Genomic DNA, 20255 nt, shown 5'->3' on the forward strand with positions numbered 1-20255 from the left:
CTCACGCCTCACCGGCGTGTTTACGTTCAGTACGCGCCTTGAGATCGCGCAGCACTTCCAGCTCGCGCGCATCGGGGGTCGGTGTCGTCTCGAGCTGCTCGGCGAAACGAACCTCCCAGCCGGTGGCTTCGATCACGTCGTCACGCGTGACACCGGGGTGCAGCGACACCACGACGAGTTCTTTCGTCTCGGGATCGGGCTTCATCACGCACAAATCGGAGATCACCCGGGTCGGGCCACGGCCGATATTGGGCACGCCGTCACGCGCCCTGCCATCGCGGCCGAAACCGAGGGTGGTGATGAAATCCACGTCGTTGACGAAGGTCCGCTTGGAATGCTTGAGCGTGATGAAGATCTCGCCGGCACAGGTCGCGATCTCCGGTGCCCCGCCGCCGCCGGGCAAGCGCACCTTGGGCGATTGATAATCGCCGATCAGCGTAGTGTTGAGGTTGCAGTAGCGGTCGATCTGCGCGGTGCCCAGAAAGCCCACATCGATCTTGCCGCCCTGCAACCAGTAGCGGAACATTTCCGGCACCGACACGGTGGTCAGCGCCGACTCGCAAAGTTCGCCGTCGCCGATGGAAAGCGGCAGCACGTCCGGCTTGGTCTGCAGCGTGCCGGACTCGTAGATCAGCACCACGTCAGGTGCATGCGTCAAACGCGCCAGATTGGCGGCCTCGGACGGCAAACCGATGCCCACGAAACACGTCATGCCGTTCTCCAGCGCTTTCGCCGCCGTCACGGTCATCATTTCCGAGGAGGTGTATTCGTTACTCATTGGGCCTGACCTCCTGCGTTGTGAACGTTCTCGTCGAGCCATGTCTGGAAGGTGTCGCGATCGCGGGCGATGGCGTCCCACTCCTTGTAGAAGCGGTTATCACGTGGATAGTAGCCGTGAGCGTAGGAGGGATAGGCGCCCTTCTCGGCTACGGCGATGGCGTCGATCGCCCACCCCGGAATCACGCAGGCGTTGGGGCTGGCTCCAAGGTCGTCGACCACTTCCTCGACGGTGACGATGCTCTTGCCCGCGGCGAGGATCGCTTCCTTCTGTACGCCGATGATGCCCTCCACCAGGACATTGCCCTTGCGATCCGCCTTCTGCGCATGCACCAGGGACACGTCCGGGCGCACCGAAGGCACCGCCGCGAGGCGCTCGCCGGTGAACGGGCACTCGATGAACTTGATCTGGTCGTTGACGCTGGGCAGCTCGCTGCCCACGTAACCGCGCAGCACCGCCAGCGGCAGGCCCGCCGCACCGGCCTCGAAGGCACAGGCCATGGCCGCGTGGCTATGCTCGAAAATCTCCACCTTGTGCGGCCAGCCTTTTTCCACCGCGTCTCGCAAGCGATGCAGCGACCCCACGCCGGGATTCCCTCCCCACGAGAAGATCAACTTCCTGGCGCAACCGGCGCCGATCAATTGGTCGTAGACCAGGTCCGGCGTCATGCGGATCAGCGTCAGGTCGCGCTTGCGCTGGCGAATGACTTCATGCCCGGCGGCGAAGGGAATCAGGTGGGTGAAGCCTTCCATGGCCACGGTGGCGCCATCTTCGACATAGCGCGCCACGGCGTCATGCAGGCTAAGAAATTCGGCCATGCGGATTGCCTCGCAACTTGTTCGCTTAGTGAACACTGGTTTGTGATACGAACAAAATAATCACGAAAGCAGGTCTCGTCAAACCTCGCGAAGATTCATATCGTCGCCGTCGGTGAATCTTGAAACCCTTGATAAAATTAATTTAAACAAATACTTATGAAAAATTTAGCCGCTCGAGAACGCGCTCGACCAGACAGCGGCTACTACCAATGTATGATTCAGGGCGCACCGCCTGACGCAGTGCCTCGGCATCGATACCGCTCCCCACGACGTCCTCGTGGTCCAGCAAGGCATCGGCATAGGCCACCCCATCGCGGCGCGCGTTTTCCGATGCCTCGCGCGCAACGCGACGCGCATCATCGTTGGCTAGAATGCTCTGCAGCACACGCGCGGCGGGTTCGGCCATGATCGCACCGCCCGTCACGTCCAAGTTACGCGCCATCACGTGAGCGTGGACCTCGAGTCCGCCCAGTAGATGGTGCAGGGTTTCGAGAGCCCCCTCGAGCAGCAACACCGCATCCATCAGCGGTGCCCACTCGGCATGCCATTCACCCAAGCCACGTTCGAGTGGTTGCGCACCGGCATTGGACAGCACGTTCAACGTCGCATGGATCTGGCGTGCCGCCGCACGGATACGTGCGCAGCCCACCGGATTGCGCTTGTGCGGCATCGACGACGATTCACCGACCCCGGCTTCAGCCGGTTCCGCCAGTTCACCGACCTCGGTCTGGGTGAGCAAGGCGATATCCAGGGCAACCTTTTCGGCAGCCACGGCCACGGCATCCATCGCACTTCCGAGTGCATGAATCGGCTGGCGGTCGGTATGCCAAGGCAGCCACGGCTCGGCAAGTCCGAGACGACTCGCCATGCCGGTCATGATCGCGACACCCGCGTCATCCAGGCCTGAATGCACGCCCACGGCGCCTCCGAACTGCACGTAGAGCCCACCGGCCAACACATCGTCCAAGCGTTCACCCGCCTGGTGTAGCCCCCACGCCCATTGCCCGACCTTGGCGCCGAAGGTGAGGGGCAACGCCTGCTGCATCAGCGTGCGCCCGACCATCGCCGTATCCCGATGCGTCACCATCAATGACCGGCCATCGTCGATGGACGCCGTCAGCAGACGCCGGCAGCGTGTCAGCCGCGGCTTGAGCATGAGCATCAAGGCACTGTCGACGATATCCTGGCTGGTTGCCCCACGATGGAAATGCGGCTTCAATGTAGCGGGAAGGGCCGCCTTGGCCTGCTTGACGAAGGGAATCGCCGCATTACCGCCCTTGGCGGTGTCGTCCGCCAGTGCCTCGACATCGAAGACCTCAGGCGTCAGATATTCACCGAGCGCCTCGGCAGTGCCCTCGGGCAGCATCCCCAGGTGCTCTTGCTCGGCGGCCAGTGCCAGTTCCACGTCACGCATCGCCACGACCAAGTCCAGAGCCTGGCACTGTTCGCGGCCGGAGGCACTCGTGAACGGATGGCGTAAAAGCTGCTCGTACAATGGATTTCTCCTTCGTCGCTTGCCACCAATATCGCAATGGCGGACATGTGTTCGCAGTTCGAACTCTATGCTAGAGTCAGCCAGATGACCGAGCAACACAATGATCAGAGACAAGATGGCGCCAAATCGATGACCCTACAGATCAACGACGAACCTCTCAGACCGGACGATCGCGATTTCGTGACCGCGCTGGCCAGCGGTCTGGACGTCATACTCGCCTTCGATCATGCCAACCCGCGCATGACGCTCAGCGAAGTTGCCGCCAAGACCGGCATGAATCGTGCCCGTGCCCGGCGCTTTTTGCTGACGCTCAATGCCCTGGGGTATGTGCGCAAGCAACATCGGCATTTCGAACTGGCGCCCAAGACGCTGCAGCTCGGGTATGCGTTTCTGTCGGCCAATAATTATCGAACGGTCATTCAGCAGCATCTCGAAGACATCACGCACCAGACCGGCGAGTCCTCGTCACTGGGGGTGCTCGATGGCAGCGAGGTGACATACGTATGCCGCTCGGCGGCGCCGCACCGACTGATGGTGATCACATTGGCGGTCGGTACCCGCCTGCCGGCGGTAGCGACCTCCATGGGGCGTGTGCTGCTGGCGCAATTACCCAGCGACGAACTCGAGGCGCTGCTTGATACGCTCACCCTCGAGCAGCACACCGAGCGCACCATTACTGACAAGGAAGAGCTCCGTGATTGCCTGCGCCAGGTTCGCGAGCAAGGTTATTGCATCGTCGATCAGGAACTCGACTCCGGCCTGCGCTCGCTCGCGGTGCCTGCCTTCGACGCTCACGGCAAGCTGCTCGGCGCCATCAACGTGAGCACCAACGCCGCGCGCATCGACATGACAATGCTGACCGAGCGCTTCTTGCCGCTACTTCGTGAGAAAGCACAACAGATCGCGCATCAGGTCAGTTAACGTTCCTAGTGCATTGCAACCTTCGACGTTAAGGAAGGATAGATGGCTGGCAGCCTGATCGAACGCACGCTGCGCGTACTCGAGACGCTCTCGAGTGAGCCCGAGGGCATTCCCCTGCAGCACTTGGCCGCGCACCTGGAGATTCCCAAGAGTGCCGCGCATCGGATCTGTAACGAGCTGATGCGGCTGGGATACGTCCGACAGGAGGCCCGCACCGGCCACTACCGGCTGTCGACGCGGCTGATCGCGTTGGGATTTCGTTACCTGGGCAGCACCGGTGCCAGTGATGTGCTGCAACCGATTCTCGACCGGCTGGCGGCCGAGACCGGCGAATTGGTGCGCCTGGGCGTGATCGAAGGCGATCGCCAAACCTGGATCGCCAAGGCCCAGGGTACGCACACCGGGCTACGCTACGACCCGGACATGGGACGCGAAGCCCCCTTGCGCTATACCGCCTCGGGCCAGGCCTGGCTCGCCAGCCTGGACAATCCGGCAGCCTTGGCGCTGCTCGACCGGCAGGGCGGGCACGATCCCGAGCACTTCGGACCCAACGCCCCACGCACCGACGCCGAACTGCTCGAATGCCTGGACCTCGCCCGGGAACGCGGCTATACGTGCTGCATCGATAGCTCGGCGCTGGGAACGTCGGCCTTCGGCGCCGTGATCCGTCATCCCATCCAGGGGCACACCATCGGTGTCATCAGCGTCGCCGGGCCGAGTGTTCGACTGACCGAAGCGCGCATGCACGAACTGGCTCCCAAGCTGCTGCAAGCCGTCGAGGAACTCTCGCACTGCAGTCAGGCGTCGCAACTGTTCTCGGAGTGAACCTCTCATGGGCATTACCCCAAGCCGCTAATCGACATGCTTGATATTCTCGCCATCACCACGCCCATCTTTCTCCTGATCGGCATCGGCTACCTGGCCGTGATGCTGCGCCTGTTCAGCAAGGAGCAGGTACGTGGGCTGGGCGGTTTCGTGATCAATTTCGCGCTCCCCGCATTGATCTTTCGTGCACTGGTGCAACGACCATTGGACGAGGTTCTAAACCCGATCTACCTCATCGCATATGGTAGTGGCTCAGCCACCTTGTTTCTCGGCGCCTGGCTATTCGCCCGCTATCGTGGCAAAACGATCGGTGAGAGCGGGATCCTCGCGCTGGGTATGTCGACATCCAACAGCGGCTTCATCGGCTACCCCATCGCCGCCATGGTCGTGGGTTCAAGCGCAGTGATCGCGCTGGCGTTGAACATGATGGTCGAGAACCTGCTGATGATCCCTATCGCCCTGGCCATCGCCGAGGCGGGCCGTCAACGTGGCGCTTCCTTCCTGACCACCCTGCGCAAGACCGTGGCACGCCTGACCCGCAACCCGATCCTCCTCGGCATCCTCGCCGGTATTCTCACCGCGCTCAGCGGCATTACACTCCCGGCGCCTCTTTTCAAGGCCATCGACATGCTCGCCTCGGCCTCCGCACCGACTGCGCTGTTCGTGATCGGCGGCACCTTGTACGGACTACGCATTGGCGGCATGCTAGGCGACGTCTCTCAGGTCGTGCTCGGCAAGTTGGTCTTGCACCCATTGCTGATACTCCTGATGCTCTGGTGGCTTCCTCCCATCGATCCGACACTGGCCACCGCCGCCGTCATTCTCGCCAGCGCCCCGATGCTCAGCGTCTACCCCATTCTCGGCCAGCGCTACGGCCAAGACGCGTTGTGTACCGCCTCGCTGATGCTCGCCACTCTGCTATCATTCATCACCATCAGCGCTCTTTTGTGGCTGCTCGAGACCTATCCATCGGCACTGTCTTGAGACCGATCCCCCTCGCTGAAACGCCCCCAGGCCGACATGGGCTTGCTCACGAGACGACGCATCCGAGAAACAAAAAAGCGGATACTCCGAAAAGTACCCGCCGTTGGCTCAATAATACCGACTGATATCGACAATCAATAACCCAGCAACCTCGGCAGTCCTGTGACCGTGACCGGCACGAAGGTGATGATCAACAACACCAGTAACTCGACCAGGAACAGCGGCAACACCCGCATCGACAAGCGCCCAAGCCCGACCTTGGCAATCGAGTCGGCAACGAACAAGCATAGCCCCATGGGCGGCGTGATCAGGCCAATCATCAGGTTGAAGATAACGATGATACCGAAATGGGTTGGATCCACCCCGAGGCTGGTCGCAATGGGATAAAGGATCGGCACCAATACGAGCATTGCCGCGATGCCCTCCAGAAAAAGCCCCACGATCAGAAACAGCACGATCACGGCCAGCAAGAACGTCCACTGTGTATTGATATACGTCAGCGCCAAATCGGTGAGCATATTAGGAATGCGGTTGTAGGTCAGAAGCCAATTGGCCGCACTCACCGCCGCGATGATGATCATGATGACCGCACTATCGACCATGGTCCGCGAGAATATGTTCGGTAGATCTCGCCAGCGAATGTTGCGAAAAATCACCATCCCCACGAACAAGGCATAGGCTACGGCGAAGGCAGCCGCCTCGGTGGGCGTCACGACCCCCAACAGAATCGACCCCACCACGAACACAGGCATCAACAATGGGATGATGCCATCGATCAGGGTGGTCAGTTTTTCCTTTTTGGGCATGGCCACCGATTTTTTCTCGTATTTTCCGGCAAAGATCATCACATAACCGGAAAGAAAAACAGCCAATAGAAAGCCTGGAACAATACCGGCAATGAATAATGCCGGTACCGACGCCCCACTCACGATCAGCGCATAGATAATCACCGGGATACTCGGAGGAATGATCGGTCCGATGACCGAAGAAGCAGCGGTCAGGGCCGCCGCGAAGTCACGTGGATACCCCTCCTTCTCCATTTCAGGAATGAAGACACGCCCCAGAGCCGACGTGTCGGCGACCGCAGAACCGGAGAGGCCGGCGAAGATCACCGATGCCCAGATATTCACATGCGCCAGCCCACCGCGCACACGTCCCACCAACACCTTGGAGAACGCAATGATGCGGACGGTGATACCACTCTCGTTCATCAACTCACCCGCGAGAATGAAGAGAGGAATGGCCAATAGTGCGTAAGCGCTTATGCCGGAGAACATCTGCGTGGCGACGCTTTGAATGCTATAGGGGAAACCCGCCGTGGCCATGAAATAGAACAAGGCAGCCACGATGGAGAAGGCAATGGGAAGCCCGATAGCCAGTCCAACTACCAGGATGAGATAGATCATTCAGGATACCTCCCTGGCCGGGGCTGAATTTCCCTCATTACCGAGTGCCTTACCAAGACGCTCGATGAATTTTAAAATCGCTGCTATGGCCAACATTGCTCCCCCCAAGACGATTGCGAACTGGTAAGGAGCCATCGTCGCTAGACTCTTTAAGGCACTCACGCCTGTAAGCGCTTGAAGCGAGTTGGCTAGGTCAATCATTCCCGAAATGCGCATGCTTCCGCGGCTGGTCATGAACAAATAGCCGGACCATGACATCAGAACGCCAATGACAACCACCGACAGATCCACGACCATGAACAACATGCGTTTGGGTTTCTCGGGGATGAAATCGACAATGATACCCAAGCGCACGTGACGATCCTGAATATAAGCAACTGCCATGCCGAACATGACACCGTAAACGCCTAAAAAAACCGGTATTTGACCACCCCAGGCCAATGAGTCACCGAAAAGATAACGGCTTAAAGCATTACAGAAGACGATCAGAAAGATCAGCGCCATCGAGACGCCAGCTCCGATCGCGAAGAGTCGCATCGCATAGCGCTGTAACACATGGGATAGGAAGTGCATGAGCTTTAAACCCCAGCGTCAGACAATAAAGCCGCACCATTTTTTACGGTGCGGCTCGGTAGGATATTACTGCTCGACTTCATCGACAGCACTTTGGAGTTTCTTGATCCAGACGGATTCGTCGCCAAGATCCTTCTTCAGCCATTCGACGACCGGCGGTTGAGCCGCCTTGCGGAACTTATCCATCTCTTCCGGCGTCGGTTTATAGACGTTCATACCCGCTTCCTTGACGGCCTTTAGTCCTTTCGCGGTGGTCATCTGCTGAATGGAGCGCCCCATATAGCCGGCCATCACGCCCGCTTTCTTGAGGACTCTCTGATCGGCCTTGGAGAGCGACTGGTAAAACCGCTCATTGATGAGAATGAAGTCCGTGCCGTAGATATGCTGATCCAGCGTCATGTAATCCTGCAGCTCGTACAGGTTGTTGTTATAGATCGTACCCACCGGGTTCTCCTGCCCATCGACCACACCGGTGGACAGCGCGGTGGGTAGTTCGGACCAAGCGATGGGGGTCGGCTCACCGCCCAGTGCTTCGACCATCTTCACGTAAAGCGGAATGTCCTGAACCCTGAACTTCAGTCCCTTCATATCGGCCGGCGTTTCGATCGGGCGCACATCATTGGTGAAGTTACGAAAGCCCGTTTCGCCATACCCAAGGGTGCGCAGCCCTGTCTGCTCGAGGCAGTGCTGTGCCAGTTGATCCCCGAACTGGCCATCGAGAACGCGCCAGGCCGTCACCGCCGAATCGAACATATAGGGAATGGAGAGCACTCCGGCGGCCGGACAGATCTTGGACATCGCGCCGGACACCATCACCACCTGGGTCGTGCCATCCATTGCTTGCTGGACGAGTTCATCTTCATCGCCCAATGACCCCGCCGGGTACAACTTGACATCCATGTCGGTTCGGGCCTCGACCACATCCTTGAACATCTCGGCAGCGGCCCCTTTCTTGGAGCTCGTCCAGTCAGCCGGGTCGACATGGGCAAAGCGAATGGTCTGAGCCGCATTCGCATAAGCAGAGACCCCGATTCCCAGCGCGGCCCCTATGAGGAGTGTTTTCCAGTTCATCGATTTCATGATTGCTTCTCTCTTGTTGTCGCGTGGTTACTTATCACCATCGAAGATGGTGTCCTTCGGTTATCAAAAACCGTGAGCATTGAGCATCCCGGAGAGCCATGTCCGGAAGGCACACCATGGGCACGAAAGCCTTCAAGACAGGCTATCGAGCGCCACCAGGTAACCATGGCTGCCCAATCCGGCGATCACGCCATCGGCGCGCATCGCGACATAAGAATGATGGCGGAACGTCTCGCGCTTGTGAATGTTCGACAGGTGAACCTCCACGACCTTCCCCTCGAAGGCGTTCAGGGCATCGAGAATCGCCACCGAGGTGTGGCTGTAAGCCGCCGGATTGATGACGATCAGGTCGGTGCCGTTCATCCGCGCCTCCTGGATGGCGTCGATCAGCTCGCCCTCATGATTGCTCTGACGACAGACGATGTCCCAGCCGTTGACCGCCGCCTTCTCGTAGAGCCGGTTGTTGATGTCGTCGAGCGTCTCGTGCCCGTAGATCTCCGGCTGGCGAGTGCCCAGCAGGTTGAGGTTGGGGCCGTGCAGCACCAGGATCTTGTGTGCGTTCATGCGCATTTCTCCTGCAGCAGGGTCTGCTTGTAGTGAGCGAATAGCGTCTCGGCTTGCTCATCGGCCAATGCGCGCTTGTCGGCGTCTTCGCAGAAGAACTTGAAGGCATCTACGCCCTGGAAAACGAACAGACTGACACCGCTCACCACCTGAGCACCTGCAGCGTGTGCCGCAGCAATGAGCTCGGTCACTGCGGGTACGTAGACGGCGTCGAAGATCCACTGATCGGCGCGGATCAACGATGTCGGCAGCGGACAGCCCGGGCTCTTCTCGTGACCGATCGGCGTGCAGTTAACCAGCCCCTCGCAACGTGCTGCGGTCGTGGCGAGGGCCTCGGGGGGTATCGTCGACGCCGGGAAGCCGGCGCTGGTGAGTTCATTGGCAAGACGCTGCGACTTGCCGGCATCAAGGTCCATGAGAACGATTTCTTCGGCACCCAGCTTGCCCAGGCCGAAGGCGACTGCCTTGCCGACTCCCCCGGTGCCGATCAACAACACACGGCCGGGACGGCGAGCGCCAACGGTAGCGCGGTAGCCGCTGATGAAACCGGTGAAATCGGTATTCTCGGCCTGGATCTCGCCAGCACCAAAAACCAGCGTATTGGCCGCTCCCACCAACGTTGCCCCCTCGCCGACCTGCGTCGCCAGACTCACCGCCTCTTCTTTATAGGGATAGGTGACATTGACGCCGCGATAGCCCTGCGTCATCACCCGCCTGACCTCGCTATCGAGGGATGCGATGGGCTGCTCGTGGGTATCGAAGAGATCGTAGCTGACCGCCATCCCCGTCAGCTTCCCCAGCCGCACGTGAAGGTCAGGTGAGCTGGAGTTCATGATGTCCTTGCCGATGAGGCCCAGTTTCATGCGTTGGCTCCATTGGTGAGTTCGGCACTGTCAGGCACCGGATTCATTCTGCGTAATGCTACTCAGCGCTGCGCCGCTTGAGCGGCCAAGCGGATGGGCGCGTTCGCTGCCCCGAACTGCGCATAGTGACCACGTCGCTCGACGATCTCGAAGAAGAAACGCCCCATGAACGTTTCGGTGTAAGCGTGGAAGAAATCGCCATCGTCATTGCGGTCGAAGAGAATATTGCGTTGGCGCATCGCCTCGAGCAGTTCGTCGTCGAGATCGAAGCGGGCGGCCAGGTCGTCATAGTAGTTGGCGGGGATACGCAGCACCGGCAGCCCCCGCGCGCGCATCGCATCGATGGTGTCGAAAATATCGCGGCATGCGAAGGCAATTTGCTGAACGCCCCCCTGGTGCTCCGAGAGGAAGCGACCCGGCAATGTCTCGCGTGCCGAAGATACCGTCAGTGGGATACGAATCGAGTCATCGGGACTGGTGACGGTCTGACTGACCACCATGCCGTGCGGGTCGGCGATCTCATGTTCGGTCCCGGCGTCGAAGCCAAACACCGTGCGGTGAAACAGCAGCCAGCTCAGCAATTGGGTGGGGGGCAACACATAGGAGATGTGGTCGATGTTGACCAATCCGGCGTCATCGTCCTGACCATCTTCGAAGAGGTGGAAGTCGGTTTTCCACTGCATCTCGCGCGCTTGAGCGTCGTCGACAAGGTAAACCAGGCTGCCCTCGATACCGCGCAACGCCGGAATCTCCATCTCGCCTTCACCGACCGGGCCGTGGAACAGCTGCGCCCTGTAATGTTCGGCCCGGGTCACCGCAGCGTCGAGCTCCTTGACGCGGAAGCCCACCGCGCACACCGAGGTGCCATGCAGGAGGCGAAAGGTATGCGCGAAGCTATCGGTCTCGAAATTGAGCACGAGGTGGATGTCGCCCTGATGCCAAAGCTCCACATTCTTCGAACGGTGACGGCCGATATGGCGAAAACCCAGCGCCGAGACGAATTCGCCGAGTGGCGCGGCACTCTCCTCGTCGAGCGTAAATTCGATGAAATGGACGCCGTCGTAGCCCACCACAGGCGGCTCGGTTTCGGACCAGGGTGCCCCGTCGGCGAGCTCCTCGATCCAGATCAGCGACCGCAGCCCATCGATCGCGGTGGCTTCTGCAGGCGCCGCACGGAAGGCGTCATTGAATATCTCCAGCGACAGCGGCCCCGCGTAGCCGGTACGCGCCAGTGCCTGCATGAAAGGTGCCAACGGTAGCCGCCCTTGTCCGGGGAAACAACGGAAATGGCGGCTCCATTGCAGCACGTCCATATCCAGCAACGGCGCATCGGCAATCTGCACGAAGGCGATCTTATCGGCGGGAATCTCGGCCATGGTGTCGAGCTCATGGCCACGCGCGAGAATATGGAAGCTGTCGAGCACCACGCCAAGCGCCGGATGATCGGCACGTTTCACGACGTCCCAGGCCACCCGATAATCACTGATGTGACGTCCCCAGGCGAGTGCTTCAAAACCGATGCGCAATCCACGACAGGCAGCGCGCGCGGCCAGTTCATGCAGGTCCTCGGCAGCGCGGGCGAGATCGTCGAACGACTGCGGCGACACATTGCTGCACACCAGCAGGAAGTCCGTGCCCAGCTCTTCCATCAAGTCAAACTTGCGCTCGGCGCGCTCGAAATTGCGCTGACGCTGAGGCTCGGGCATCGACTCGAAGTCGCGGAATGGCTGAAAGGCCACGATCGCCAACCCCAGCGACTCACACAACGCACGGACATCACTCGGCGAACCATCGAAGGTCAACAGGTCGTTTTCGAAGATCTCCACGCCGTCATACCCTGCCCGGGCGACGGCCTCCAGCTTGCTACGAAGATCACCGCTCAGGCACACGGTGGCAATGGCTCGCATGATGGCCTCCTGATTGTCGAGCAAGGCGCCGTCTTGTACTGACATTCCCAACTATAGGATAGCGGTCACTGGACGGCTCGCTTTGTTCGCATAGCGTTCTTTAGTTCGCATTATGGACGTTGCGAGCACAATCCTGTCAAGCGCGCCCTGCCTGAAAGGCCCTGTATACAAGGGCTCAGAGTGCCGCAAAGCCAATACTGGCACGGCGTTCCAGAATTCGTGCGACATTGGTCGTAGTCGAGCGTTCGGCGATTGACAGCGCTATGCGCCAATCCTAGTTTGTTCGCAGATAGGACGGTAATTCGCTTATCGAACAAATAGCCACGCCTCATGCTGACAGGGTCAGCCGTCGCCACAGCAGTTCGATCACATTGGAGGACAACGCCATGATCAAGAAGGTTCTAGCAACCCTGGCCCTATCGGTCGGGACGCTGGCAGTCGCTTCGTCGGCCTTCGCTGACTACCCGGAGCGCAATATCCAGGGCATCATCCAATGGGGCGCCGGCGGCGCTACCGATAACGTGGCGCGCAGCCTGACACCCCATGTCGAAGAGGCACTGGGCACCAGCATTATCCTCAACAACCGTCCCGGCGGCACCGGCGTCATTGGCATGAATAGCGTCATGCAGCAGCCCGCCAACGGCTATACCGTGCTCTATGGTGCCGAGAACCCGCAACTCTATCCTATTATGGGCCTTGCCGACTTTGACTATAGCGCCATGACGCCAATCAACGTGATTGGCCAGGGCTTGGTAGTCATTGCCGCGCCAGCCGACAGCCAGTTCGACAACTTCAAGGAACTGCTCAACTACGCCCATAAGAACCCGGGTAAGCTGCGTATGGGTGGTACTGGCGCGGGCGGCCTTCCGAGCACCGTTCTGGCGATGGTCAACTCGGTCGATAGCCTGGACGTGCGCAACGTGACCTTCGGCGGTGACGGCCCCGGCATCACCGCAATGCTCGGTAATCACATCGACTTCATGCCGCTGAGCCTAGCCGCTGCTCAGGATCAGATCCCCGCCGGGCGCCTCAAAGGCCTCGCCGTGTTCTCCAAGGAGAAGATCGAGGAACTACCTAATACGCCACCGATCACTCAGGCGTTGCCCAGGATCGAATCCTATCTACCGTGGGGACCGTTCTGGGCCGTGGCGGTACGCGAGGGAACGCCGGACGCTATCGTCAAAACGCTCAGTAAAGCCTACGAAAAGGGCGTAGCCAACGAACAGTTCCAGACGTTCCTGACCGAAAACGGTGCCAAACCGCTCAACCTCCAGGGTGAAAAAGCCGAAGAGTTCCTCAATCGCTGGCAGTCGGTAACCGCCTGGGCTCTACAGAAGGCAGATGCAGCCAAGATCTCACCGCAAGATGTCGGCATCCCCAAGCCGTAACTCCCATCCGATGAAACGACGGCGGAGCGCTGCGCCGCCGTCGCTTGCATGGAGATTCCCATGTCCAACGAACCGCGACTCAAGGCAGGCGAACGCGCTTTCAACGTGCTATTGCTCTTGCTCAGCTTGGGCGTGCTCTACGAAGCTTACCAGATCGCCGGCTTCGATCTGCCTAACTCGCCCGGTGCCTTTCCCATACTGCTGGGCTTGATCATGATCGCCTCAATGATTGCCATTTTATGGGGGCAGCGGCAGCACCCTAAACCCGATACGCAAGGCGCTCTCGATGAGACTCGGCAATTCCTCCACGAGCATTTCCCGCTAGCCATCGTCGTCTTCTTAGCCATGGCTATCGCCTATCTGTTTCTACTGGAATTTCTGGGGTTCATTCCCGCTACGGCGATATTTCTGTTTGTCGCGCAGGTTTACCTCCGCCACGGCCGGTTACTCGCGTCGCTGATTATCACTGCAGTGGCTACCGGCATCATCTATGCCCTGTTCAAGCTGCTTTTCCAGGTCTACCTGCCCTGATAGGTCGAGGTTACTTATATGGCTGATTCCGTTTCTTATTTCTTAATGGCATGGCTCGACCCATCGCTATTGATGCTCACCGCCATCGGGACCTTGGCCGGCATCTATGTCGGTGCGATTCCAGGTCTGTCCGTGACCATGGCCACGTCGATTCTCATCTCATTCACTTTTTCATGGGATGTGAACGATGCGCTGGCGCTCATTGTGGGCATCTATACCGGGGGTGTTTATGGCGGTTCACGTACGGCCATTCTCCTCAACATTCCAGGTGCGCCCTCGTCGGTCGCGACATCATTCGATGGGTACCCACTCGCACAGAAGGGCGAAGCAGGCCAAGCCATCGGCCTGAGTACAGTCATGTCAGTGATCGGCGGATTGATCGGTGTCGGGGTACTCGCTAGTGTTGCCCCTTTTCTATCCGACATGGCCCTGAAATTCGCGCCACGTGATTATTTCCTGATCGCGGCTCTCGGCCTCCTGCTGGTGGGTAGCTTGGCTGCAGAGTCATTATCCCGTGGTATCTTCGCCGCCGCGATGGGTGCAGTTATCGGCCTGGTAGGACTCGATCAAGTTACCGCCGATCCACGTTTCACGATGGGCAGCATGCAATTGATGGGTGGCATTCACTATGTTGTGGTGATGATCGGCATGTTCGGTGTTGCCGAAGCCTTCTTCCAACTGCACCAGCTCAATGCCAAACCTCTGCGCCAAAAAGTCGACAAGATCGTTCCTTCATTGCACTTGGTACTCAAGTTTCTGCCGTTATCGATCCGCACCTCGGTTATCGGCGTGATCGTCGGTGCCCTACCGGGCACCGGTGGCGACATCGCCTCGCTCTTCGCCTACGACCATGCCAAACGTTCAGTCAAGCACCCAAGCAGACCATTCGGGAAAGGCGCCTATGAGGGGCTGGTAGCTCCAGAAACTGCCAATAACGCAGCCGTTGGCGGTGCCTACGTCCCCATGTTGACACTAGGTATGCCGGGCGACGCGGTCACGGCGATCATCATCGGCGCGCTTGTCGTCCATGGTCTCAACCCAGGGCCAATGCTGATGATTCAAGCGCCACATATTTTCTGGTTTACTGTGGGCAATCTCGTTCTTGCCAACCTTTTCCTGTTGATCTTCGGCCTCACCGGCATCAAGGTATTCGCCAAAGTCGTGGAACTACCCAAGGCAATCTTGATTCCTTTGATTATGGTACTCTGCGTTGTCGGTAGCTACTCGCTCAACAGCAGCATGACAGAAGTCTACTGGATGCTTGGCTTCGGCCTGCTCGGCTATTTCATGAAAATATTCCGTTTCCAGATGGGCCCCGTCATTTTGGGGGTTATTCTTGGCCCGCTGATGGATAAGACCTATCGCCAGGCGATGTCTTCGGTGGGCAACGACACAGGCAGTTTTCTACTCTCCCTGGTTACCAATCCCCTATCCTTGGTACTGACAACCGCCGTAGTCCTACTACTGCTTAGCAATACTCCTTTAAAGCGCTTACTCCAGCGCCGCCGTCAGGCATAAGGGGCGAGCCCCGGGGCTGTCCCCGGGTCTCCTTTCATGGATCTGCCTGCGAGATGCCCATGGCCAATGTCCTCGAGTCCCATTTTGACGCCTTGGTCTTCGACTGTGATGGCGTGATTCTCGACTCGGCAAGCCTCAAGCGCTCTGCCTTTGCCGAGTTCTATCGTGATCAGCCACCGGCACTATACCAAGCAATCCTCGCCTACCTGTCACGTGGCGGCGGTCAGCCCCGCGATGTCAAGTTTCATCATATCGAAGCGCACATTCTCGGTCGGTCAATCAACCACCATGATATCCGTGCGTTGTCCTCTGCCTTTTCCCGGTATATCGAGGATAAAGTAACTAATGCTCCCCCCTTGCCGGGTGCCATCGAATTTCTCGAACGCTGGTGCGGAAGAATCCCTCTTTATTTACTTTCTGCCACGCCACAGCAAGAACTTCGCCGCGTGATCGACCAACGTCAATTGACAGCTTATTTCAATGACGTACTTGGTGCACCGCCAGATAAAACCAATGGCCTCAACAGCTTGATCGCCACTCGCCAGCATGATGCTTCGCGCACGGTGATGGTGGGAGATTCCTATAATGACTACCGTGCCGCACGCTCCAACAACACGCATTTTATCGGCATCAAAAACGACGAAAGTACCTCTTCTCCCTTCCCGAAAGAGGTCCTCACTCAACTGGACCTCCAGAACCTGGACGACGCATTGGCATCGTTGCCCATTTCTTCTTGAGCCATACCATCAACGCATCCTCACCGCCCCCACTCCTCAGCAGATGTCGCAGGAAAGCAGCAGCCCTTCACCGGACAACACATAAAGCGCTGTCGAAAGACAGGTGCTCTCCCACCTTGGTATCCGCTGATGCAGCGTGAAATGCCGTCTTGCTCCATAGATACGCCTTCTCCGCAGAATTAGTTGTATCTATTCACTAATCAATCCCACAACCAAAGTATAACCAACAAAAAAACATTTAAATACATAAACTTATGCAAAAACACCCATCTATCTTTGCATTTCAAGTTGACAGTAATAGCTTTTTTTTTCAGGTTTAATGTGCGCAAAACGAATCAAGGTTCGCAATGCGCACACATTGTAACGCACGAATAATTAGCATGGGAATAATAACGATGATCAAGACACCTGGGGACGACCCTACTCTCTTCCGCTCCCTTTCTCGGATTAATGCAGCGGGAGGTCATTAAAGCGTCATCAGAAAAATGCATGGGGAGGCGCTGAAAAATTAATTTTCCTCACGCCCGAGAACCGCATACTCGTTCATGCGCAAACCGCTCATAACTTCTTACAAAGGGCAGCTCACAAATGCGATCCGACATAACAACATTCAAGATGACCAAGCTCGCACTCTGCGTGTCACTCGTTTCAGGGATGGCCGGCATGGCAGCGGTCCCCGCTCACGCTTTCGACGTCGTAGAGGCAGGACAACCCATCGTTACCGGTGAACCTAGCCGCGTGGGTCCGCCATGGAATCATCGCTCAACCATCAATATTCCGGGCACCGAGACCGACATCGCCTTCGGGGGCTATGTCAAGCTCGATATGCTCTACGATTTCGACTATGACCTCGGCGAGGCAACCAACCCTTACGCGATCATGGATCCGTCGAACCGGACCGATGGCCGTACCCAATTCACCGCTTACGAGTCGCGCCTCAATTTCCGCACGCACACCATGACCGATTACGGTCGTTTGACGACCTATTTCGAAGGGCATTTCATTCCCGACGGCAAATTCAACCTGCGCCATGCCTATGGCGAACTCAACGGCTTCCTCGCCGGTCGTACCTGGACGAACTTCATGAGTTTCGTCGGAGGTACACGGACTCTGGCACTGGGTGACCCCAAGGGCTATGCCTTCGAACGTCAGGCGCAGTTGCGTTATACCCAGCCAGTGGGTGCGGGGAACCTTTCATTCTCCGTGGAAGACCCGGATACGGTGATCGCCCGCAACGATTCCGGCGTCGCCGAAGGCGAGAGCCAGTTCCCCGACTTGACGGTACGCTATGAGTACAAGCGTTTGTTCGCTCTATCCGGGGTGGCACGCAAGCTCTCCACCAACGACATTACCAACACCGTGGATGACGAAACCACCGGGTACGGGGTACAGGCACAGTTCAACCTTCCCTTCACTCCCATGACCAGTCTTCACGGTAGCGCGACGTATGGTGAAGGGATCGGCAATTACATGGGCAACCCCGGTAATACTGGCCATCGCAACGCCCCCGATGTCTACGTCAACGACAACAATGAACTCGAGGCCGTCGAGACACGTGCTTTCGGTGTTTCCCTCAATCATAACTGGACCGACGACTGGTTCAGCTCCATCGGTTTCTCACGCCTCGAGCAGGACCTACCCGATAATTATGGCGAGCATTTCGAGACCATCGACTATGCCTTCGCCAACGTGATTTGGGACGTCACTCAGCGATTGGCGGTAGGTCTCGAGTATCAAAATGCCGAGGTAGAACAGATCAATGGCACCTCTAACGACGCCAGTCGTCTTCAGGCAAGTGCCATCTTCCAGTTCTAGTGGCGTATTGAGTATCGATCGTGATTTCGGCTGGCGTTTCGCCAGCCTTTTTCATGGTAAGAGAGGAAAACCAGTCGCCGAATGAGGCACTTCATGCCATTTATCTGGCGAGTTCACCGAGCCGATGTTCGTTGGCAAGGCAAAATCACGCGCGCATCCCGAGGCGGCTCGGCATACAGGTACTCGGCGAGTTCCGTATAACGCTCGCGCACCAGCCGCTGATTGACCGAGCCCTTGTCGGTCAGCTCGCCCCGGTCGACGGACAGCGGCCGATCCAGCAGCAACAGACGCTCCAGGCGCATGGAGCTCGACTGTCCCTGGCGATGCGTCGCCAGACGCTGGGCGAACCATTGATGCAGGGTGCCGTCGTGCGCCAATGCATCCAGCGATGACGGCGCCGCATCGCCCAGGTGCTGCCGACATGCCGGCACGTTCAGCACCACGAAACCGGCCAGGGCATCACGCCCCTCGCCGACCACCACCACGTCCTGCACCAGCGGAGCGAAGTGCTCGATGAGACGCAGGCGCAGAATGCCGACATTGACCCAGGTGCCCGTCACGAGCTTGAAGTTCTCGCTCAACCGGCCATCGAAGATCAGCCCCCGCTCGGGGCGGTCGGGGTCGACGAAACGCATCGCGTCCCCGGTGCAGTAATAGCCCTCGTCGTCGAACGCCTCGGCGGTACGCTGCGCGTCACGCCAGTAGCCCGGCGTGACATTGAGCCCCTTGAGGCGGGCTTCCCACTTGTCGTCCGTGGCCACCAGTTTGAGCGACATCCCCGGCACGGGCCGACCGATCAACCCCGGCGTACCACTGGCCTCCTCGGTACAGAACGCCAGGCACGCCTCGGTGGAACCCAGCCCCGTCAACATGGGCACAGGGTGTCCCAGTGCCTGCTCACCGAAGGCATCCAACGCGTCGCGTACATGCACAGGCAGCACGGCGCCGCCGAAGTGCATCATCTCGAGGTCGCGGAAGAAGGACGTGCGCAAGGCGTCATCGTCGCGCAGATGCTCGACCAGGGACTCGAATCCCTTGGGCACGTTGCAATAGAACGTCGGCGATATCTCGCGCAGGTTGGCCACCGTGCGCCGTACCCCCTCGGCGGTGGGATTGCCGTCATCGATGTACAGCGAACCACCGTTGTGGATGGTCATGCCCAGGATCGTGTTGCCGCCAAAGGTGTGGTGCCAGGGCAGCCAGTCCACCAGTACGGGCTTGCGCCGCGACAAGAACGCCAGGCGTTGCGCGAGCATGGCCTGATTGCTGCACAGCATGCGGTGCGTGTTGATCACCGCCTTGGGCATCCCCGTCGACCCCGACGTAAACAGCAACTTGGCAATGCTATCCGCTGTCACGCCGGCATGAGCCTCATCGACCTCGGCCCGCGCCGGCGTCGCCGCCAGCGTCTCCAGCGCCAGTGCCCACTGGCTCGGCAGCGTCGCCACGCAGGTCATCCGGGCGTCGCCAATCGCCGCCAGGGCCGCCTCGAAGCGCGCTTCGTCGTCGACGAAGACCATCCCCGGTGTCACCAGTTCGACGGCATGACGCAGCTTGGCGAAGTCCTCGGACAACAGCGCATACGAGGGCGATACCGGTACATAGGGGATGCCTACGTGCATCGCGGCGCAGGCCAGCAACGCATGATCGATGCCATTGCCCGAGAGCACCATCAACGGCCGCTCGACCGACACGCCGTGATCCAACAACGCTTGTGCGAGGCGGGCCACGCACGGCATCGCCTCACCGAAGGTCAGCGTCCGCCAGGCACGTTGCGCCCCCTCGCGTTCGGCCAGGAAGGTGCGCGACGGCGTCTCGCTGGCCCAGTGCACGAGGCGCTGGGTCACGCAACGGGGATACTCCGAGACCTCGCCACCGAAGAGCCAATGCGTCTGCGGGGACACATCGTTCACGGAACGTGGCTCGTCTGGCCGGTTGCCGGAAGGGGAGGACATGAAAGGCGCTCCATTTATCTATGATGAATCTTGTTATTCAACGATGGGCATTCACCCACAAGGTGGAGCATATAGTTATAATAGGTAACTATTTTAT

Annotated in this window: 18 protein-coding genes; 8 read left to right on the top strand and 10 right to left on the bottom strand. The window is 58.9% G+C overall.

Annotated elements, in window-relative coordinates:
* Position 1: 1 nt before the first annotated feature.
* The 3 genes from C8E00_RS09875 to C8E00_RS09885 all read right to left on the bottom strand — a co-directional run bounded on the left by C8E00_RS09875 (position 2) and on the right by C8E00_RS09885 (position 3091).
* Complete coding sequence (locus tag C8E00_RS09875) at positions 2-778, bottom strand: CoA-transferase subunit beta (RefSeq protein ID WP_133697341.1); 777 nt, start codon at positions 776-778, stop codon at positions 2-4.
* Positions 775-1596 (bottom strand): CoA transferase subunit A, encoded by an 822-nt coding sequence (locus C8E00_RS09880; protein ID WP_133697342.1) that lies wholly within the window; start codon positions 1594-1596, stop codon positions 775-777. The genes C8E00_RS09875 and C8E00_RS09880 overlap by 4 nt, the downstream gene beginning before the upstream one ends.
* 154 nt (positions 1597-1750) lie before the next feature.
* Complete coding sequence (locus C8E00_RS09885) at positions 1751-3091, bottom strand: class-II fumarase/aspartase family protein (protein WP_133697343.1); 1341 nt, start codon at positions 3089-3091, stop codon at positions 1751-1753.
* A 129-nt stretch (positions 3092-3220) separates the two neighbouring features.
* Here C8E00_RS09885 and C8E00_RS09890 point away from each other — a divergent pair, with 129 nt between their 5' ends.
* The 3 genes from C8E00_RS09890 to C8E00_RS09900 are packed head-to-tail and all read left to right on the top strand — an operon-like array spanning position 3221 to position 5821.
* Complete coding sequence (locus C8E00_RS09890; RefSeq protein WP_133697344.1) at positions 3221-4012, top strand: IclR family transcriptional regulator domain-containing protein; 792 nt, start codon at positions 3221-3223, stop codon at positions 4010-4012.
* Between the two features lie 42 nt (positions 4013-4054).
* A complete protein-coding gene (locus C8E00_RS09895; RefSeq protein WP_133697345.1) occupies positions 4055-4837 on the top strand; it encodes an IclR family transcriptional regulator in 783 nt (260 codons plus the stop codon).
* A gap of 36 nt (positions 4838-4873) precedes the next feature.
* Complete coding sequence (locus C8E00_RS09900; protein ID WP_133697346.1) at positions 4874-5821, top strand: AEC family transporter; 948 nt, start codon at positions 4874-4876, stop codon at positions 5819-5821.
* A 134-nt stretch (positions 5822-5955) separates the two neighbouring features.
* Here C8E00_RS09900 and C8E00_RS09905 read toward each other — a convergent pair whose 3' ends face one another.
* The 6 genes from C8E00_RS09905 to C8E00_RS09930 all read right to left on the bottom strand — a co-directional run bounded on the left by C8E00_RS09905 (position 5956) and on the right by C8E00_RS09930 (position 12214).
* Complete coding sequence (locus C8E00_RS09905; RefSeq protein ID WP_133697347.1) at positions 5956-7227, bottom strand: TRAP transporter large permease; 1272 nt, start codon at positions 7225-7227, stop codon at positions 5956-5958.
* Complete coding sequence (locus tag C8E00_RS09910) at positions 7228-7731, bottom strand: TRAP transporter small permease (protein WP_166638296.1); 504 nt, start codon at positions 7729-7731, stop codon at positions 7228-7230.
* A gap of 135 nt (positions 7732-7866) precedes the next feature.
* Positions 7867-8880, bottom strand: a complete 1014-nt coding sequence (locus C8E00_RS09915; RefSeq protein ID WP_133697349.1) for a TRAP transporter substrate-binding protein — start codon at positions 8878-8880, stop codon at positions 7867-7869.
* Between the two features lie 132 nt (positions 8881-9012).
* Positions 9013-9444: a type II 3-dehydroquinate dehydratase gene (gene aroQ / locus C8E00_RS09920; RefSeq protein WP_133697350.1), complete on the bottom strand. Its 432-nt coding sequence runs from the start codon at positions 9442-9444 to the stop codon at positions 9013-9015.
* A complete protein-coding gene (locus tag C8E00_RS09925; protein WP_133697351.1) occupies positions 9441-10307 on the bottom strand; it encodes a shikimate dehydrogenase family protein in 867 nt (288 codons plus the stop codon). The genes aroQ and C8E00_RS09925 overlap by 4 nt, the downstream gene beginning before the upstream one ends.
* Positions 10308-10369: 62 nt before the next feature.
* Entirely contained in the window at positions 10370-12214 is a 1845-nt protein-coding gene (locus C8E00_RS09930; protein ID WP_133697352.1) for a bifunctional sugar phosphate isomerase/epimerase/4-hydroxyphenylpyruvate dioxygenase family protein, read from the bottom strand.
* A gap of 386 nt (positions 12215-12600) precedes the next feature.
* On the opposite strand from C8E00_RS09930, the gene C8E00_RS09935 reads away from it, so the two are divergent.
* The 5 genes from C8E00_RS09935 (at position 12601) to C8E00_RS09955 (ending at position 18203) form a co-directional block, all read left to right on the top strand.
* Entirely contained in the window at positions 12601-13602 is a 1002-nt protein-coding gene (locus tag C8E00_RS09935) for a tripartite tricarboxylate transporter substrate binding protein (RefSeq protein WP_133697353.1), read from the top strand.
* A 60-nt stretch (positions 13603-13662) separates the two neighbouring features.
* On the top strand, positions 13663-14133 hold the full coding sequence (locus C8E00_RS09940) for a tripartite tricarboxylate transporter TctB family protein (RefSeq protein WP_133697354.1): 471 nt from the start codon (positions 13663-13665) through the stop codon (positions 14131-14133).
* An 18-nt stretch (positions 14134-14151) separates the two neighbouring features.
* Complete coding sequence (locus tag C8E00_RS09945) at positions 14152-15651, top strand: tripartite tricarboxylate transporter permease (protein WP_133697355.1); 1500 nt, start codon at positions 14152-14154, stop codon at positions 15649-15651.
* Between the two features lie 59 nt (positions 15652-15710).
* The gene (locus C8E00_RS09950) at positions 15711-16388 is read left to right on the top strand and encodes an HAD family hydrolase (protein ID WP_133697356.1); all 678 of its coding nucleotides are present in this window, start codon (positions 15711-15713) and stop codon (positions 16386-16388) included.
* Positions 16389-17051: 663 nt separating this feature from the next.
* The gene (locus C8E00_RS09955) at positions 17052-18203 is read left to right on the top strand and encodes a DcaP family trimeric outer membrane transporter (protein WP_243833155.1); all 1152 of its coding nucleotides are present in this window, start codon (positions 17052-17054) and stop codon (positions 18201-18203) included.
* A 113-nt stretch (positions 18204-18316) separates the two neighbouring features.
* Here C8E00_RS09955 and C8E00_RS09960 read toward each other — a convergent pair whose 3' ends face one another.
* The gene (locus C8E00_RS09960) at positions 18317-20116 is read right to left on the bottom strand and encodes a feruloyl-CoA synthase (protein ID WP_243833156.1); all 1800 of its coding nucleotides are present in this window, start codon (positions 20114-20116) and stop codon (positions 18317-18319) included.
* Between the last annotated feature and the right edge of the window lie 139 nt (positions 20117-20255).

Origin of the sequence: Chromohalobacter marismortui (assembly GCF_004364315.1) — a bacterium.
GTDB lineage: Bacteria > Pseudomonadota > Gammaproteobacteria > Pseudomonadales > Halomonadaceae > Chromohalobacter > Chromohalobacter marismortui.

Bases quoted from the DNA above. Each gene is read 5' to 3' on its own strand.
- C8E00_RS09875 (WP_133697341.1), bottom strand. From the start codon at position 778: ATGAGTAACGAATACACCTCCTCGGAAATGATGACCGTGACGGCGGCG.
- C8E00_RS09880 (WP_133697342.1), bottom strand. From the start codon at position 1,596: ATGGCCGAATTTCTTAGCCTGCATGACGCCGTGGCGCGCTATGTCGAA.
- C8E00_RS09890 (WP_133697344.1), top strand. From the start codon at position 3,221: ATGACCCTACAGATCAACGACGAACCTCTCAGACCGGACGATCGCGAT.
- C8E00_RS09895 (WP_133697345.1), top strand. From the start codon at position 4,055: ATGGCTGGCAGCCTGATCGAACGCACGCTGCGCGTACTCGAGACGCTC.
- C8E00_RS09900 (WP_133697346.1), top strand. From the start codon at position 4,874: ATGCTTGATATTCTCGCCATCACCACGCCCATCTTTCTCCTGATCGGC.
- C8E00_RS09905 (WP_133697347.1), bottom strand. From the start codon at position 7,227: ATGATCTATCTCATCCTGGTAGTTGGACTGGCTATCGGGCTTCCCATT.
- C8E00_RS09910 (WP_166638296.1), bottom strand. From the start codon at position 7,731: ATGGCGCTGATCTTTCTGATCGTCTTCTGTAATGCTTTAAGCCGTTAT.
- C8E00_RS09915 (WP_133697349.1), bottom strand. From the start codon at position 8,880: ATGAAATCGATGAACTGGAAAACACTCCTCATAGGGGCCGCGCTGGGA.
- aroQ (WP_133697350.1), bottom strand. From the start codon at position 9,444: ATGAACGCACACAAGATCCTGGTGCTGCACGGCCCCAACCTCAACCTG.
- C8E00_RS09925 (WP_133697351.1), bottom strand. From the start codon at position 10,307: ATGAAACTGGGCCTCATCGGCAAGGACATCATGAACTCCAGCTCACCT.
- C8E00_RS09930 (WP_133697352.1), bottom strand. From the start codon at position 12,214: ATGCGAGCCATTGCCACCGTGTGCCTGAGCGGTGATCTTCGTAGCAAG.
- C8E00_RS09935 (WP_133697353.1), top strand. From the start codon at position 12,601: ATGATCAAGAAGGTTCTAGCAACCCTGGCCCTATCGGTCGGGACGCTG.
- C8E00_RS09940 (WP_133697354.1), top strand. From the start codon at position 13,663: ATGTCCAACGAACCGCGACTCAAGGCAGGCGAACGCGCTTTCAACGTG.
- C8E00_RS09945 (WP_133697355.1), top strand. From the start codon at position 14,152: ATGGCTGATTCCGTTTCTTATTTCTTAATGGCATGGCTCGACCCATCG.
- C8E00_RS09950 (WP_133697356.1), top strand. From the start codon at position 15,711: ATGGCCAATGTCCTCGAGTCCCATTTTGACGCCTTGGTCTTCGACTGT.
- C8E00_RS09955 (WP_243833155.1), top strand. From the start codon at position 17,052: ATGGCAGCGGTCCCCGCTCACGCTTTCGACGTCGTAGAGGCAGGACAA.